The organism is Cocleimonas flava (assembly GCF_004339015.1).
GTDB classification, from domain to species: Bacteria; Pseudomonadota; Gammaproteobacteria; order Thiotrichales; family Thiotrichaceae; genus Cocleimonas; species Cocleimonas flava.
Genome location: NZ_SMFQ01000003.1, coordinates 255,299 through 273,239, shown reverse-complemented (window position 1 = coordinate 273,239; position 17,941 = coordinate 255,299). Strand labels below are relative to the sequence as shown.

Annotated in this window: 11 protein-coding genes and 1 pseudogene; 2 read left to right on the top strand and 10 right to left on the bottom strand. The window is 39.6% G+C overall.

The annotated features are described in order from the left end of the window. Positions 1-127: 127 nt before the first annotated feature. The 7 genes and pseudogenes from EV695_RS07305 to EV695_RS07275 form a co-directional block, all read right to left on the bottom strand. Positions 128-748, bottom strand: a complete 621-nt coding sequence (locus EV695_RS07305) for a hypothetical protein (protein ID WP_131905297.1) — start codon at positions 746-748, stop codon at positions 128-130. A gap of 59 nt (positions 749-807) precedes the next feature. Further along, positions 808-3,312, bottom strand: coding sequence for a sugar-binding protein (locus EV695_RS07300; RefSeq protein WP_131905296.1), 2,505 nt, complete (start codon positions 3,310-3,312; stop codon positions 808-810). 429 nt (positions 3,313-3,741) lie between these two features. Further along, complete coding sequence (locus EV695_RS07295) at positions 3,742-4,065, bottom strand: potassium channel family protein (protein ID WP_131905295.1); 324 nt, start codon at positions 4,063-4,065, stop codon at positions 3,742-3,744. 19 nt (positions 4,066-4,084) lie between these two features. Beyond that, positions 4,085-7,129, bottom strand: coding sequence for an efflux RND transporter permease subunit (locus EV695_RS07290; RefSeq protein ID WP_131905294.1), 3,045 nt, complete (start codon positions 7,127-7,129; stop codon positions 4,085-4,087). Positions 7,130-7,133: 4 nt separating this feature from the next. Next, positions 7,134-8,429: an efflux RND transporter periplasmic adaptor subunit gene (locus EV695_RS07285; RefSeq protein WP_131905293.1), complete on the bottom strand. Its 1,296-nt coding sequence runs from the start codon at positions 8,427-8,429 to the stop codon at positions 7,134-7,136. Between the two features lie 256 nt (positions 8,430-8,685). Then, positions 8,686-10,920 carry an NADP-dependent isocitrate dehydrogenase gene (locus EV695_RS07280; RefSeq protein ID WP_131905292.1) on the bottom strand — a complete coding sequence of 745 codons (2,235 nt, stop codon included), beginning with the start codon at positions 10,918-10,920 and terminating at the stop codon, positions 8,686-8,688. A 313-nt stretch (positions 10,921-11,233) separates the two neighbouring features. After that, a pseudogene (locus EV695_RS07275) lies at positions 11,234-11,881 on the bottom strand (Dph6-related ATP pyrophosphatase). A gap of 399 nt (positions 11,882-12,280) precedes the next feature. On the opposite strand from EV695_RS07275, the gene EV695_RS07270 reads away from it, so the two are divergent. Further along, the gene (locus tag EV695_RS07270; protein WP_207907002.1) at positions 12,281-13,792 is read left to right on the top strand and encodes a fumarate hydratase; all 1,512 of its coding nucleotides are present in this window, start codon (positions 12,281-12,283) and stop codon (positions 13,790-13,792) included. Positions 13,793-14,025: 233 nt separating this feature from the next. Next, entirely contained in the window at positions 14,026-14,547 is a 522-nt protein-coding gene (locus EV695_RS07265) for an outer membrane beta-barrel protein (protein ID WP_131905291.1), read from the top strand. Positions 14,548-14,734: 187 nt separating this feature from the next. Here EV695_RS07265 and EV695_RS07260 read toward each other — a convergent pair whose 3' ends face one another. The 3 genes from EV695_RS07260 to EV695_RS07250 form a co-directional block, all read right to left on the bottom strand. After that, on the bottom strand, positions 14,735-15,025 hold the full coding sequence (locus tag EV695_RS07260) for a YkgJ family cysteine cluster protein (RefSeq protein WP_131905290.1): 291 nt from the start codon (positions 15,023-15,025) through the stop codon (positions 14,735-14,737). A gap of 50 nt (positions 15,026-15,075) precedes the next feature. Beyond that, entirely contained in the window at positions 15,076-16,074 is a 999-nt protein-coding gene (locus EV695_RS07255) for a pseudouridine synthase (RefSeq protein ID WP_207907001.1), read from the bottom strand. A gap of 118 nt (positions 16,075-16,192) precedes the next feature. Then, positions 16,193-17,938, bottom strand: coding sequence for an ATP-binding protein (locus EV695_RS07250; protein ID WP_131905289.1), 1,746 nt, complete (start codon positions 17,936-17,938; stop codon positions 16,193-16,195). Positions 17,939-17,941: the final 3 nt, after the last annotated feature.

Below are 17,941 nucleotides of genomic sequence, written 5' to 3'. Positions count from 1 at the left end.
ATATCATTCCGCAAAGCATAAGTTCCTTATGTCATTTTAAACAGCAAAATGAAAAGTCACTTAAAGTAGGGGGGGGGGTGACTATTATTTATTATAAATCCTCATTGTTTGCTCCCCATTGTTATCTCTAAGCCGCTTTTACAGCCAAAACACCTTCATAAAGAAGATAAGCGCCATAGATAAACAATAATAGGGCATTGAAAATATTGAATTTATCTTTGGCAATTTTTGCTCCAAATTTTCCCATATACGCCCACATAAAGAAGCCGATATAATAGAGTGGGATACCAACAATAAACATAATAAGAATATTCAGGCTATCACTGTCTGTGTAGTTGGCGGTCAATACACCGGTAGGAACAGTCAGCCAGACTTTTGGGTTGGTCCACGAAAGCACTATCATCGCTTTCCAGTTAAATTTAAAACTGGCTTTGCTGCTTATTGTGCTTTGATAGGTTTTATACGCAAGGTAGAAAATGACCGCTGCACCAATGAAATAGAGACTGGTATAGATGGCCTCATTTAATTTTCCAATGGTTGTTACGATTGCACCGATCACCATGATGATCGGGAACCAGCCTAATAATTGATAGATCAGGAAATGACGGAATAATTCAGATATCGGCGTATGCTTTGCCGAACTCATCACGGTTATCCAGAAAGGGCCAGCGCTTAGGGTAAACGAAGCCCAGAAGATAATGGTGGGTATAAATTGTTCGAAAGAATCGAAGACAGTTAATATATTCAATGTAAAAAAACGCCCCAAAGGTGGGGGGTGCCTTTACATTAAATCGTACTAATAAAAGACTACCTGCCACTCATTAAAATCATCCCGTAATCACTAGGTACAGGGTGACTATTTCTAGTGTTCCAGCCTAATCGTGCATCACTTTTTCCACCGTCATCATCGTCATTAATGACGACATCCATGCCGAGTTTATTTTTTACGGCAGGTGTAACACCCAGATCTTTCCATTTGATCTTGGCGTGGATTTCGTAGCCATCATATTTCTCTTCTACATCAAATGGAATATCTAATTTCTGGTTTTTTGAAGTGCCGCTTCCAAAGGTTGCTTTTTTGCCATTTCGTGCAAATATAAAATGAAAATCGTTAGACTTGTCTAGGGTTTTGCTACGACTATTATTCGGGTCTATGAAGAATTCTACCGAGTCATCATCTTCAGGATTTTTAGAATCATTCTTAGCTTCTTTGTCGTAAACTTTTGCACTGAAATACAAATAGTCTTTATCCCATTTGACTTGCCATTTACCCGATATATCGCGTTTATCCCACGAATCACCTTCCAGTAAGATATTCAGTGCTTGTGGATTCTCCAGACGGAAGAAATGCTTTGGATCACCTTTAGCAGGACGAATCACTATTCGAGGTTTATCCGGATCAGTTTTCGGTAGGTATTTTGCTACTTCTTTGCTGCCAGGCTTCTTCACGGCTTTAATCTCATCCCACTTCCACCACTTATCATTGGTGTTGATAAAGTCGAGACTGGCTTGATGTTTCGGAGACTCTTTTAGATCTTTGCGGATATGTTCTTTTAATCCCCAGCAACCAGACGCATTACAACTTCTAGGCGCACTAAATGCCACAAATAAGTCTGCCCCAAGTTCACGCCATTCTTTATAAATAGTGTCGTATAAATCCGCCATGCGGGGATCACGATTTGCCCCAAAGAATAGTGGATTTGGGTGTTGCATATAATCCCTGGTGGCCCAATCTACCAAACCTTGCCCACCTTCATAAGCAACCAGACTGACACCAAAATCGTTTGCCAGTTTTTGATGCTTTTTGATTTCATCGATGACTTTATTTAAAGAGCGATACGACTTCTCATCGGTAAGTAGATGGAAAATATCATCAACTGTCTCAGACTCTCTGAAACCACGCGTATTGCCGCCGATATAAGGCGCGATTGCCAAGGCATCAACAGACTTGTAAGTATCTTTGTAGGCCAGAATAATGCCGCTAATATCAGGGCGTGTATCCCAACCACTGATGACTCTGACAAATTTCTCGTGACCACCATAGATCTTCTCCCAGATTTCATAGAATTCAACAGAGCGCTTGGAATAGTATTTATAGCCAGCCATTAATGCATCTTGATCGAGTTTTTCCTTGATGCCCATTTTCTGCATGTATTCGTTGTGAACGAAATTCGAATTCCACGCTTCATTTGTGTATTCAATATAGGGTGTTAACTTCGGGTCTAAATTCTCATGCACATAGGTAGCGAACTGCTTAATATAATTATCATCAGCGGCATGTGGCACATTCAACCATGGATTTGCTTTAAGTCGATTAGCTAATTCAACCTGAACTTCTAAAGGTGCACCACGTGATCCATATATGCCACCCCAGGTTGCTTTATCCATTTTAGGACGTTGATCCCAGGTAACTGCAGGATTACGCGTCACGCCAGACATGGGCATAAAACGAATGACATTAAAGTCTTTCATGAAGTTTAAATAATCAGGGTTAAACAGAATTGTTTTGTAATGATCTTTAAAGCTTAGGTATTTTGAATCTTTACAGAAAATAGAGTCTGCAACCTGCTCAAAGGGTTTGCCCTGACAAATACCACCCGGTAACAGTATACGAATATTGCGTAAGGGTTTTTCAGGGTTTGATTCTACAATTTGTAATGCAGCCGTCATGAATCCATCAGCGCGCGCGGTAAGTTGAATGGTATCTTCGCCTTTTTCACGTTTCACGACTTCGACATTCTGTAGGTAATCTATCTTGCCTTCACCGTCATAGAGCACGGTGTAATTACCTTCTGGATAAGCTTCGCGGCTGACGTTACGAATGAAGAATACACCGGCTTTTCCACCATTGAGCTTCTTCGGCCAACCTTGTTTATCGTATTCTACTTTTGCTGATGTTAAGCAAGGCTGATCCTGCTTGCGGCAACGAATGTTTTCATTAAACGGCATTGATACTCTGAATAAATCAACAAAGGGAATACTGGCATCCTGTTCGTAGATTTCATTGGTGTTAATGCCTAATGGTGAAGTCTTATTAAGCGCTGGCGGGTATTTAACGTCAATAGAAACTTTTTTTGGCTTAGACGCTGTGTCTTTATCATCAGCTATTTTTGTTATCTCAACAGATGATTGAGTATTACCTTCTGCCGTTTTACTTTTTGTAGCGTCGCTTGTTCCATTTTTGATTGCAGCAGGCGTAAAAACGGATTCCGCTGAAACTTTTTCAGGTTCAAGGTTTTTATAGAGATAAGCCGCAAAAGGGGTTAGCGACAATAAGGCGATAAAAACAAATGTTATGGTACTCAATTTCATTAAAACTCTAAGTTGATTAAAGTGGATAGCTGATTAAATAAAACAGTCGATTAAATATAGCTTGTTTAAGCTGGCAAGCTACAAAAAGCTGGTAACAATAGCAGATTACAAATAGAGATACTTAATGAATATTTATACGTAAGTATCAATCGCTTAGAAAATCATAACTGGTTAAAATAGTTGTCCCACCTGCTATTACTAAGCCTGCTAATAGATGGTGAAAAAAATAGCTAATTTATGTAATGCTTTGTCTGACTTAAGGCTACTTTAGTTCAAGTTAACTGTCAGATGAGAGTACTTAATATTGGTTTACTATGGGTTTGCTATTGGTATTTTAAAGTTTTGACATTAATTTGGTATTTGTCTGAAATAGTTTAGTAAAAAAGCTTGTTAAAGTAGGGGGGGGACCTCACCTAAATAACAAACTACTTATTTAGACGCTAGATGCTCCTGTAACGAGCTTCCAAAGGTATTGACGGTTATTGCAACTACAATACCGAATAACATGATTCCTATCACTGAAATAAGCAGAGCAAAAATTCGTGATGACTTTTTAGTCGGTCTTAAATCGCCATAACCAACGGTTAAGGCGGTAATAAAAGCCCAGTAGATTGCATCAAAGTTAGTCCAGCCTTCCTTCTTTCCAACCACTAAGCCCAAGACAGCAATCACTATTGAGAATAGTATTAGCGTCGGAAAGGTCAGGACTACCGCCCAAAAAAACTTATAAAGAAAGGCAAATGTTAGATTCATAACTCATTCCTTGATCAGGCTAGACTTCATCCTTTTTAACCCCAAAGAAAATCGCATATAAAGTCGGGACAATAATCAGTGTTAAAATCGTTGCAAAGCTTAGGCCGCAAATAATCACCACAGCCAGGCTTCTAAAGAAAGGATCTGATAGTAAAGGAACAACCCCTAATACCGTGGTCAACACACCTAAACTTACGGGGCGTACACGAGATACAGCCGCATCTATGACTGCAGCCATCCGGGCTTTACCATCGGCTATTTCTGAGTCGGTTTGATCAATCAGCACGATGGCATTTTTTATCAGCATGCCTGTAAGACTTAACATTCCAAGGATTGCCATGAACTCCATTGGCGTCCTTAAAGCGATCAGTCCAAATACAACACCAATGATTGCCAATGGAACCGTTAAATAAATGATAATGGGCTGTTTAATGGCATTAAATAATAAAAAGACCACGATTATCATCGCGCCAAAACCATAAGGGAACGTCGACGCTAAGCCTGCATTTGCATCATTTCCATCGCCATATTGACCTCGCCACTCAAGTTTATATCCATCAGGTAAATTCAGCGCTTCTACTTCAGGTTTAATCTTTGCAAATACTTCACTAACATCAACATCGGGCGCTGGGTCAGCTTCTGCCATAATCGCTAGAGAACGGTTATAACGTTGTAACTTGGCATTTTCAAAGACCACGCCAAAATCATCTACCACTTGCGTGATAGGGATATAACGTCCTGATGATTGACTAAATATTTCGATATCACGAATATTTTTCACATCTTTGCGGTTCTCGGCATTTGGTCTAAATACAATTGAGCGCAATTCATCAGCTTCACGATAAAGTCCAACCGTTGTGCCATTAAAAAACTCATCGATAGCTTTAGATATATCCGATTGTGAGAGACCCACACGTCGTGCATTCTGCTCATTAATTTTTGGCCTGATAACTTTAACCATTTCACGCCAATCATCTTTAACACTTATCGCACCCTGTTTGCTATAGATGGACTTGGTTTGTTCGGCGAGTTCTCGTAAAACTACCGGATCTTTACCCGTAAAACGGGCTTGAATTAAACTGCCTCCACCAGGGCCAAGTACAAACTTCCAAACTTTAGAGATTGCATTGGGGTAGGTCGAATCAAGGTGTGTTTGGATTTTAGGCAATAAGTCTGTTATCTGTTGATAATCTTCCACATCAACTAAAAGTTGACCATAAGCGGCATTACCACTTTCAGCAGAGTAGGTAAGCATAAAGCGTAAATGGCCGCCACCGACGACTCTATTTGTGCCTGTAACTCCTTCTAATTTACGTACCCAATCACTTACTTCATTCAAGTCAGAATTGGTTTTATTAAAGGTTGTACCTTGAGGAAGCGTGTAATCAATAACAAATTGTGCACGCGTAGATGTCGGAAAAAAGCCTTGTTTTACCTGTCCAAAACTAACGACTGCGGCAACGAAAAGAGCAAGAACCAAGCCCAGTGTTACCCAGCGAAAACGTAGAAAACCAGTCAGGATTTTGCGATAACCGGACAGGATAAAATGCTCTTTCTTAACTTTGGTTGAAGCAACTTCAGCTTTTAAGAATAACGTACAAAAATACGGTGTTAGCCAAATCGCGATCAACCAACTAAATAGCAGTGATATGGTAATCGTCCAGAATAGCGAACCAGCGTATTCACCGGTGTTATCTGGTGAAAATCCGATCGCTGAAAAGGCGAGGAAGCCAACAACAGTTCCGCCTAATAATGGCCATTTAGTTTGTTCAACGACGGCGATAGAAGCTTCTTTGGGAGATTCACCTTTTTTAATTCTGACCAGGGTGCCATCAACTACCACAATGGCATTATCCACCAGCATACCTAATGCAATAATCAGTGCACCTAAGGAAATACGTTGTAAATTCAATCCATAGAAGTACATGCCGATCAGCGTTCCCGCAACAGTAACGAGCAAGATGCCACCCATTAACAGACCACTACGCAAGCCCATAAATATCAGTAAAGTACCAACAACGATCGCTAAAGCTAACATCACATTGACGACAAAATCATTCACAGAAGTCCGTACCGAAACGGATTGATCAGAAATGACAGACAACTCCATACCTAAAGGTCTTTGGCTTTCGAGTGCCGCTATACGGGCATTAACAGCATCACCCATATTTACAACGTTACCGCCGATGGTATTCGAAATGCCTATACCAATTGCTGGTTTGCCGTCTCGATATAACAGTTTTGACTCTGGTTCTTTAACCCCACGTTTAACAGTAGCAATATCTTTTAAGCGAAAGCTGCGTCCACTTTGCGCATTTACAATCACGAGTTCTTCGATATTTGCTAGCGATGAAACTGCAGAACTAGGGCGAATTGTTAAACGGGTGTTACCTGCATCGACACTACCGGCAGATGTGACAAGATTTTGCCCTTCGAGTAATTGCGCTACTTGCCCAGATGAGAAACCTAACTGAGCAAGTTTGGATGGATTATATTCAACATAAATGACTTCTGTGGGGTCACCTGCTATCAATACTTTAGAAACCCCCGGTACCAATACTAATTCCTTTTGTAGAGATTTTGCATAGGTCTTTATTTCAGCTAGCGAATAGCCATCACCAGTAATAGCAAAATAAAGTGCATACACATCACCGAAATCGTCATAAACGATTGGGGGTGAAGAACCCGGAGGTAGTTGATTGGTGATATCAGATATTTTCGCCCGTAGTTGTGAGAATTTCTGATTTAACTGAGGACGGGTTTTAGTTGATGCAATGGTAAATTCAAGAGTGACTTCTGACAGACCTATCGAAGATACTGACTTTACTTCTTTTACCCCTTGTAATTGTTGTACCGCATTTTCTACAACATCGGTCACTTCGTCAGCAACTTCTGCTGCACTCGCACCTTGATATGGCGTGATTATTTTGACCTGTCTAACGATAAACTCAGGGTCTTCAAAACGCGGCAACAAGGTATAAGCAAGATAACCACCGAATAATATCAGCAGTGTTAATAAAGCACTGACTACGCGTTTTTCAATCGCAAACTTTGCAAGATTCATGCGATTATTCTCCAACAGCAGTGATTGGTTTTACCGTCATACTGTCTTGTAACGCAGATATTCCTGCTGTGACAACCACATCGCCCGCTTGGATACCTTTAGAAACAGCTACGTTAGCTCCTGACGCTTCGCCTATTGTGACATCTCGTTTTGATACCTTGTTAGCATCATCTACAACCCAAATGAAAGGCTGTCCCGAAGGTTGTGAAGCAATTGCTGATACTGGCAGGGAGTAAACATCACTCTTGCCGCTATTACCCGTTACAATTAAATTGCCCGTCATGCCGGGAAGAATTGGCTCACCTTCAGATGTTTTGATTGCAACACGACCCTGGTAGGTTTGTGTTGCTGAATCTGCCTCACTTGAAAATTCGCGTTGCTCTGCCGGAAACTCTTTTCCTGGGTAACTATCTAGAACAACTGTCGACTTTAATTGATCTTTAATAGGCACAAGTACCACGATATCAGGTGCAGGAATATTAAAAACAATATCAATTTCAGAAGAGGTTTTCTGGATGGTTGCGATAGACTCTTTTGCTTGAACGTTGGCAAAATTTTCAACTTGACGCGATGAAATTCTGCCGTCAAAAGGTGCGCGTAAAGTGGCATCAGCCAAAGTATCTTCAAGATTTTTAAGTTGCGATTGCAAGCCTTGAATGACAGCAACCTGTGCAGAAACATCTTCTTTTCTACCGCCAGCTTTACCTTTGCGTAATTCTTGCTTTTTGCTGTTTAAATTAGCTTTTGCAACGGTTAAGGCGCTCCGGTCTTTGTCCAGCTCATTTCTTGCAATTACCTGCTTTTTAACCAACTCTGCGGTACGGTTAAATTGAATTTGAGCTTGATTCAATTCTGCCTGAGCCGCTGTTACCGCTGAATTTAATGAGGCAACATCTTCAGGTCTTGCGCCTGCTTTCATTGCTTTCATCTGAGCATTGGCTTGATTTATCTGGCTTTTAAGTTGAGTGATTTTGGATTGAAAGTCACGTTTATCAAGTTGCGCAATGACATCACCTTTCTTAACTTCCATTCCATTTTTTATCGGTAACTGTTGCAATTTACCTGATACCCTAAAAGAAAGATCGACTTGTTGAGTGGCCAAAACCACTGCAGAATAAGTTTTCTTTATTGAATTACTGGCGGGTTTAACCGTGATTGTTTTTACCGGTCTAACCACTGCAGCTTTGGCTTCTGGTTTTTTATTGTCACCGCCATTACATGCACTGACAAACAAACTAAAACTAAGTGTGATCAATAGGATTATGCGTTGATGTAACTTTTTTGAAAGCCTGTAATTCATTAGAAATCCTTTGGTAGAAAATTGTTTTGTTTTAATATTTCATGATTATAGGAGAAATATATAGGCTTGGTAAAAAGTGCTTAAAAGTAGGGGGGTGACTTAAAAGATATACATTAGAATTTATTAGACCTATCTGACTGAATAGTCAGATAGGTAATGGGATAGTTTTTATGGAATATTCTTAACTTAACTTAACTTAACTTAACTTAACTTAACTTAACTTGGCTTGGCTTAACTTGGCTTGGCTTAACTTGGCTTAGCTTAGAGAAGAAAGTAATGCATTGAAGGTTGCGCTAGGGCGCATCGCAGCAACTGCTTTTTCTTCGTCTGGGAAGTAGTAACCACCGATATCCACTGCTTTAGCTTGAACACTGTTCAGTTCAGTAACGATTTTCTCTTCATCGCTAACAAGTTTGTTCGCCAATTCAGTAAACTGTGCTTTTAACTCAGCATCTGTATCTTGTTCTGCAAGTGCCTTAGCCCAATACAATGCTAGATAGAAATGACTGCCACGATTATCTAACAAGCCTACTTTACGTTGTGGAGACTTATTGTTATTGAGTAATTCACCCGTAGCTTTGTCTAATGCTTCAGCCAGTACATGGGCTTTAGAATTATCTGTAGATTCAGACATGTGTTCAAGCGATTCAGCTAATGCCAGGAACTCACCTAATGAATCCCAACGTAAATAGTTTTCTTCGTTGAACTGCTGAACGTGTTTCGGTGCTGATCCGCCTGCGCCTGTTTCGAACATGCCACCACCTTGCATTAGTGGAACTACAGAAAGCATCTTTGCACTGGTGCCCAATTCTAAAATAGGGAATAGGTCAGTCAGGTAATCACGTAACACATTACCTGTTACAGAGATCGTGTCTTTACCTTCGATCAAACGTTCCATGGTGTAACGGATAGCGGTTACAGGTGGCATGATTTTGATATCAAGGCCTTCTGTATCGTGATCTTTAAGATACAGTTTTACTTTTTTGATTAACTGCATATCGTGTTCACGTTTGTGATCTAACCAGAACACCGTAGTGTCACCGGTAATACGCGCGCGTTTAACAGCAAGCTTAACCCAGTCTCTGATAGGTGCATCTTTGGTCTGACACATTCTCCAGATATCGCCTTGTTCAACGTTATGCTCAAGGAACACTTCACCATCATCACCAATAACACGCACGATACCATCGGCTTCTAATTCAAAGGTTTTGTCATGAGAACCGTATTCTTCGGCTTTTTGTGCCATTAAACCCACATTAGGGACAGAACCCATGGTAGTTGGATCAAATGCACCATTCGTTTTACAGAAGTTAATCACTTCCTGGTAAATTGTTGCATAAGTGCTTTCAGGAATAACCGCTTTGGTATCTTTTAGTTTACCGTCAGCACCCCACATTTTACCCGAGTTACGAATCATCGCAGGCATTGAAGCATCAACGATTACATCGCTCGGTACGTGTAAGTTAGAAATACCACGGTCAGAATCAACCATCGCAATCTCAGGACGATTGATGTAACAGGCGCGAATATCTGCTTCTATTTCTGCACGTTTAGACTGTGGCAAGTTTTGAATTTTCGCATACACATTGCCCAGACCGTTATTAGGATTAACGCCTACTTCTTCAAATACGTCGCCCCACTTATCGAATAAACGCTTATAGAAAACCGTTACAGCGTGTCCAAAAACGATGGGATGCGAAACTTTCATCATGGTCGCTTTTACGTGTAGCGAAAAAAGAATGCCTGTTTCTTTAGCATCGTTCATTTGCTCTTCAAAAAACGCACGAAGTGCTTTGCTGCTCATGAACATGGCATCGATCACTTCGCCTTTAAGCAATGGAGCCGGTGACTTTAATAGTTTCTTTTCGCCGCTTGCTTTGTCTTCAAACTCGATACTGAAATTACAGTCATTTTCCATCACTGTAGACTTCTCGCTTGAATAGAAATCTCCACCGCGCATGTGTGCAACGTGTGATTGAGATGCCTGACTCCATTCGCCCATTTTGTGTGGGTTGTTACGCGCATATTGTTTTACGGATGCCGGAGCACGACGATCTGAGTTACCTTCACGAAGCACAGGGTTCACCGCACTACCTAAAACCTTGCTGAATCTATCTCGAATTTCTTTCTCTTCGCCCGTTTGTGGATCGTCAGGAAATTCAGGGATGGCATAACCTTTTGCCTGTAACTCAGCAATCGCTTTCTTTAACTGGGGAATTGAAGCACTGATATTTGGTAGCTTAATAATATTTGCACTAGGGTCTTGCGTTAAAGCACCTAACTCTTGAAGCGCATCTTCAATGCGTTTATCTTCAGCTAAGTAATCAGCAAAGTTAGAGATAATTCGTCCTGCTAAAGAGATGTCGCGTGTTTCAACATTGATATCTGCTTTTGCAGCAAAAGCCTGAACAATAGGTAATAAAGAACGAGTCGCTAAAGCGGGTGCTTCATCAGTATGCGTATAAATAATGGTCGATTGTTTATCAGTCATGCAAAAATCCTGCTTCTTATAATAATATAGTGCGTCTATATAGAACACATTTGTTATAAGCTCAAGAAAACCTACTATAGATTATAATAATATGGCTTATGAATTGATTCTAATAACACGTAAAAATTGAGTCGCAAGTTGATTAAACGTCGATATATCAACATTTGTAGTAACGCCTATATTTTCTCTGGTCAGATACAAGCAGCTAGACACAAATAAATAAAACTTTAATCTCTATTATTTGATCTTAAATAACAGTCAAAAACGCATTAAAAAAAGTGCCCCAAAGTAGGGGGGTGACTTTTTAGTGTATTTATTTGGGCAATACATCAATGTATACAAACTGGTCTTTTTTAAATGTTTTACCAAGCGTTATTTCTATAGCGTGTTTAAACATTGGCGCGTCATACACGTAACTGTGAAATTCACCGTTTTCTCCACATGGGTCAGTGGTTTCGGGTTAATCTTGTAGAAAGTTAGTGTTGTATTTTCTACCGACAAAGTCTTCTGAGAGTTGTTTCGAATCGACGCAGCTTATAACAGCCTTGATGCCATTATCTATTAGTGTTCTGGACAAATTATCGGTATCTAAACCCCATATCGGGAATATGGCTTCAATGCCTGTGCCAACTAATTGATGTTCTCGGTAACGTCGGATATCTTCAAGGTATAAATCACCAAATGCAATACATTCAATATGCTTCTTTTTGGCTGTTTCGATGAAGTCTGACATGATCGATTCGTAGTCGATATTACTGCAAGGGTCGGGGATTTCAATTATTTCCAGTGGTAAGTCAATGCTTGCTGCCTGGGCTTCTAATAACTCGACTCTTACGCCATGCATTGCCACTCGATCAGCGTCTTTATTGATAGTGCTGAATAACCCGACGACTTCGACGTTTGGGTTTTGTAGCAGTTGTTGTAATGCCCAGGCACTGTCTTTGCCGCTGCTCCATGACATGAGTATTTTTTGTTTCATTGCCTTAGCATAGTGTATCTTTCATTGTTAATTGATATTTAAAAAAATGCCTGTAAGTAGGGGGGTGACTTTGGAAATTAACGAGTGATCATTTTGTAATACGTTAAGTATCTTTGTCGTAAACAGTACGCTATTCATTACTAATAAAGCAGATCAAAATGTATGGATACGATATGACAAGCCTTAGTAGATCGATACTGAGTTTATTGTCACTATTCATTTTTTATGAGTGTAGGAAATAATTCTAATGCTATAGTTATTTTAGAAGTTTTTGTGCGTAATTTAATAAGTGTATATTCTAAAGATTACCTTTTAACTTCAATAACATTCATACTAACTAACCGTTACTTTTTTCTAACATCATCAAACTAATAAGATCCCATGACTATAATTAAACAAGCTGACTTTATTTCAAGTATTGCAGATGCATTGCAATTTATTTCTTACTACCATGGTGAAGATTTTATACGAGCCATGACTAACGCATGGGAGCGAGAAGAGTCTCCTGCCGCTAAAGATGCTTTAACTCAGATTTTAGTGAACTCACGTATGTGTGCTGAAGGTCATCGACCTATCTGTCAGGATACCGGCATTGTGGCTGTTTTTGTTGATGTGGGTATGGATGTGAAGTGGGATAGCACTTCGATGGATATTCAGGAAATGGTGAATGAAGGAACACGCCAGGCTTACAACAACCCAGACAACAAATTACGCGCATCTATTATGGCTGATCCATTAGGCGCTAGAACCAATACCAAAGACAACACGCCAGCCGTAGTTCATCTTAATATGGTTAAAGGCGACAAGATTGATGTTCAGGTAGCGGCTAAAGGTGGCGGATCTGAAAACAAATCAAAAATGGTGATGCTTAACCCTAGCGATTCTCTGGTCGATTGGGTAGTTAAAACAGTTCCAACAATGGGTTCTGGTTGGTGTCCGCCGGGTGTATTAGGAATTGGTGTCGGCGGTACAGCAGAGAAAGCAGCAGTTCTTGCAAAACGATCATTAATGCAGGAAATCGATATCCAGGAATTACGAGATCGTGGTCCACAAAACAGAGTTGAAGAATTGCGTTTAGAAATTATGGATGCGGTTAACAATCTAGGTATAGGCGCACAAGGATTGGGTGGTTTAACCACGGTTTTAGACGTAAAAATTCTGGATTACCCAACACATGCAGCGTCATTGCCTGTGTGTATGATTCCAAACTGTGCGGCAACCCGTCATATACATTTCACGCTTGATGGTTCTGGTCCTGCGGTATTAACGCCTCCTGATAGCAGTGTATGGCCTGATATTAGTTATGAAGCGGGTGAGTCCGCTAAACGTGTTGATATCGATGCGATTACGCATGAAGAAGTCCAAAGCTGGAAGCCAGGCGACGTGTTATTGCTTAACGGTAAGATCCTAACGGGTCGTGATGCTGCACATAAACGCATGACCAGTATGCTGGACGCTGGCGAAGAACTACCGGTAAGCTTAAAAGACAGATTCATTTATTACGTTGGACCTGTTGATCCTGTTCGTGATGAAGTCGTTGGTCCTGCTGGCCCTACAACATCTACACGTATGGATAAGTTCACTGAACAAATGCTAGCTGAAACAGGCTTGCTCGGCATGATTGGTAAAGCAGAGCGTGGACCCGCTGGTATCGAAGCGATCAAGAAGCACAAGAGTGTTTATTTGATGGCGGTAGGCGGCGCTGCATATCTGGTTTCTAAAGCGATCGTCGGTTCAAAAGTACTGGCATTCGAAGAAATGGGTATGGAAGCTATCTATGAGTTTGATGTAAAAGATATGCCAGTGACTGTTGCTGTTGATTCTAAAGGTGTTTCAGTTCACAAGACTGGACCTGAAGAATGGCAGGAAATCATTCTGCAAAAGAAGGCATAGTCTTAAACTTAATCTATGCCTTAATCTAAATTATCATTTTCTATTTGTTCCATTAATTGTTTCGTTAGTTTTGATTCAATAGAAAAAAGTCCTCCAAAGTAGGGGGGTGACTTAGTCTCTCCCTACTGTTCAAAAAATAGTCAAATCATTGAAATTGCTAGATATTTGATCATTCAAGGCATAATAATGTCTGATATTATGCTACCAGACTTATTATTTTCAATGGATTGATTATGAATAAAACACTTTTGAGTACCACACTTTCCGTGATTCTGCTTTCTGGCGTTTCTACGGCTCATGCCAATGACTTTTATTTTGCAGCAAACGGTATGCACGCAGAATACGGTGATGATTTTGACGAAGCGGGTTTTAACGTGGCTGTCGGTAAATACATTGGCAGCGGCAAGCACGTATCTTTAGAACTTGGTTATACCGATTTTGGCGATACTGCCATTTCACAAGGTGGCATTGAACGCGAGTTTGAAGCAACCGCGATCCAATTCTCTGCTGTGGGTTATGTCCCGCTCACTCCACGTGCGGGCATCTATGGTCGTGTTGGTGCAGAGCGAATCAGAACCGAAGTCTCATCGAATAATGTACGTGTAAGAGTGGAAGAGACAAATCCATTCGTTGGTGTCGGTGGCTATTATAATGTGACAGAAAATATCGATGTGCGCATTGAGTACCAGAGACACGAACAGTTAGATGAATATTTCGATAGTTATAACGCTGGTTTAACTGTAGATACTCTCTAGTTAAGGATTACCTTCAACGGTAGTTTTATCGCTATTAATAAAAAAGGCCCTGTCATTTGATAGGGCCTTTTTATTGAATAAGATTTTTGTTGAAGAGCTTTATCTAGTGGTTAATGCTAGTGGCTAGTACTGTGTAATTTATTACTTATCTAAAAATACGCCTGTAAGTAGGGGGCTGCCTTACTGTTTATTTAGTATTATTGCCGCTGCTAGCTTCTACTACTATTTTGCTGTCTTTAAACTCAAAGCCACAGGTATCTTCAACCAATTGATGTTCTTCTGCGGTACGCGGGAATTTACGACAGTTAGGTGGGCGCACAGTGTAGATAGAGCAGTATTCTTTATTATCTTCGGCAGTCTTTAAAAAAACACAACGATAAGGCAAATGACAACATGCGCCACAATTGTTGCAAGAGCCAGTCCTACCTTCTTCAACAGGAAATAAAGAAGTTAGCGTACGTTTAAGTTTTTTATTCATTGGGTGCGGATTTTAGCGTCTGCTATTTTTTTCTTCTAGTACTTTATGCATTATTTTGATGACAATAATGTTAAATTTTGTTCGCTTTCAAAAAATCTCTTTTCCTGACTGATGGGATCAATAAACGAGATACTTTTCGCTAATAATTGTAAAGGGGAAGAATAGTCATCGCCTTTATCGGGTAAAACTACAGGGTAAAAAGGATCGTTTAGAATAGGTATACCCAAAGACATTAAATGCACGCGTAATTGATGTTGTTTTCCGGTAACTGGGCTTAATCGATACCTAGCCAGATTACATTGAGTCTCAATGAGTTCGATATTAGTTTCAGAATTAGCTTCACCTTCTTCTTCACGCATTACAAAAAATGGATCGCCATTTGTCATGCGACTTTTGTAATTTAAGGGAAAGCTTAAGTCTGAGTTACTGTCAGGTTTTTGTGCGATGGCTTCGTAGGTTTTTTCAACCTGTTTCTTTTGAAACAACGTTTGGTAATCGCCACGTATGTCTTTATTGCAACTGTATAGTATGACTCCTGCTGTTTCTCTGTCTAAGCGGTGGATAGGACTGATGTCTTCAAGCTGATAATGATGTTTTAGTCGTGCAAGCAAACTCTCTCTGACATACCGACCAGAGGGAGATACCGGTAAGAAATGCGGTTTATCCACGACAATGATATTTTCATCTTTATAGAGAATCTTCTCTTTGAACGGAATTTCGGCCTCATTGGGTATTTCACGGTAGTAAAATAAAAACGTTTCCGCCTGGTATTGGCTGTCGGGTCTAAATACCGTACCGTCCTGATTGACAATATCACCACGGAGCATACGTTCTTCTAAAATATCCGCGGGAATAAATGGAAACCTTTCTATGAGGAATTCTAGGATTGTTTGCCATTCGCCATATTGTTCTGTTGTGTTTTTAGAATCTCCAGGCTTGGGAAGCCACACTCTACTGGCAGAAACACCATGCCTCATCGGTAATGGTGATTTGATGGAATTTTTTGGCGTTTTTACGCGAGTATTCGATGTGTGATGTGTCTTTTTCATGTGCGCTTATTTAAACATTCTTTTAAATATTGTGCTCATGCTTTCACGATCTATCTTATCGAAACGTAACTATTCAATGTAAATTGGTATAAGGGTTACGCTTTATGGTAAGGCTATTTTATAACCATTTATTCAGTTCAATCTTTAACTTATCTATTTCAATAGGTTTAGATAGGTAACCATTCATACCATAAGATCGATACTCTTCTTCTGCGCCTTCCATAACATTAGCGGTTAAAGCAATGATAGGGGTGGACGTATTATTGACCTTCATGATTTTATGCAATTCCTGAGTCGCTTCTATTCCACTCATATTTGGCATATTGATATCCATAAGAACTATATCAAATGAATCTTTTTGATATGCATCTAAAGACTCGAGCCCATCATTGGAAATAGTGATATCTAGGCCTAATTTTTTAAGTAATGCTTTTGCGACCATTTGATTGACTTTGTTGTCTTCAACAAGGAGTAGTTTCTTCCCTGTAAAGTCTGATTTATTATCATTTTTTGTCACTTTCTTTTGTGAGTGACCATCACTCAATGATTTCACCGCATCGTATAATGTGAATTGGCAGGTAGGTTTCATCACTGTTTTAATGTTATGTTTATCGCAATAAATTTCCAGATCTTCGTGTTTGCTGTTGATACTTTGTATGAATAGCCAATCGTTGTACTTAATGTTGTTGTTAGTTAAATGCGTTAATAAATATTTGATTTGTTTTTTCTTTAGGTTCTCTACATCGAGAATATAGGCGTCTTTAGTAGTACCTTTTTGAGAAGACCTTTCTAAAAAATCTTCAAGTGATTGCATATTTTCTACTTGATCACTGATATTGCTTAACTGCTGTTCAGCAATATCTGAAATAGACCTTAAAGGCTGATAAAAAATGATATTTTTATCTAATAATGGTCGATCTGGTTTATTTTCAATGTCTTTTAAGTTTAAGTTTAAGTCTAAGTTTATGGGCAAACTCAATGTGAACGTAGTGCCTTTATTGACTTCACTTTCTACATGAATTGAGCCACCCATTAATTCAGACAATTTTTGACTAATAGATAAGCCTAAACCCGTGCCTTGCTGGATTGCGCGCTTTTGATTGTAATCTTCAACCTGACTGAATGGTTTAAACAGCTTTATTAAATTTTTCTGTGTAATTCCAATGCCAGTATCTCGAATAATGAAGTGTAAATTAGCATCTGTTTCATTACCCCGTTCTAGATTGATCTTTAAAACAATAAATCCATCTTCTGTAAATTTAAACGCATTGCCCAGCAAATTAATCAGCACCTGTCTTAATCGTAAAGGATCACTCTGGATTTTTTCAGGTACATTTCTATCGATAATATTGAGTAGTTCGATTTTTTTATTTTGGCTAGTAATCGCAAAAGAGTTCAAAATATCATCAAGGAATGATCCCAGAGCAAATGATTCTTTTTGCACCTGAAACTTTCCGGATTCTAATTTTGATAGATCTAAAATATCATTAATTATTTGCAGTAAGGATTCTGATGAGGACAATAAAACATTAGCTTGTCGGCGTTGTTTATTGCTTAAGTCAGTATCCAGTAATAGCTGTGCCATACCAATAACGCCGTTCATAGGTGTTCGTATTTCATGACTCATTGTTGCTAGAAAATTACTTTTGATACTGCTGGCTTTTATCGCTTTATCTCTAGCAACTTTTAATTCTTGTGTACGCTTTTGAATTTCACTTTCTTGTGAGTCAGCAATTTCCTTCAATTGAATATTTGCATTATAAAGCTCAAGACTTTTAGACTCGAGTAAGTTTTCTGCTTGCTTTCGCGCTGATTTCTCGCGTGCTATGCGTCTCTCAAGTAATCTGACTTGTTCTTCACTCATGAT